Below are 288 nucleotides of genomic sequence, written 5' to 3'. Positions count from 1 at the left end.
ATGAAATTTAGGGGGATCTCATATTCGACAGATACAAAAAAGCCTCGTCATTTCTGACAAGGCTTCGTTGTATTGGCGGAGTGGACGGGACTCGAACCCGCGACCCCCGGCGTGACAGGCCGGTATTCTAACCAACTGAACTACCGCTCCAATTTTTAAAACCCAGACTCTATCTGAATTTTGAAAAGTGGTGGAGGGATAGGGATTTGAACCCTAGAACCGCTATTAACGGTTGCCGGTTTTCAAGACCGGTGCTTTCGACCACTCAGCCATCCCTCCAATGCCGAG

At 49.3% G+C, this 288-nt stretch carries 2 tRNA genes; both read right to left on the bottom strand.

Features of this window, described 5'->3' with window-relative positions:
• Positions 1 to 73: 73 nt before the first annotated feature.
• Positions 74 to 150, bottom strand: a tRNA-Asp gene (locus A6E06_RS14550).
• A gap of 38 nt (positions 151 to 188) precedes the next feature.
• Positions 189 to 279 (bottom strand) — tRNA-Ser (locus tag A6E06_RS14545).
• Between the last annotated feature and the right edge of the window lie 9 nt (positions 280 to 288).

This window comes from Aliivibrio sp. 1S175, from assembly GCF_001690985.1.
Lineage (GTDB): Bacteria > Pseudomonadota > Gammaproteobacteria > Enterobacterales > Vibrionaceae > Aliivibrio.
Note: the sequence above shows the minus strand (reverse complement) of the source record. Positions and strands in the feature narration are given on the sequence as shown.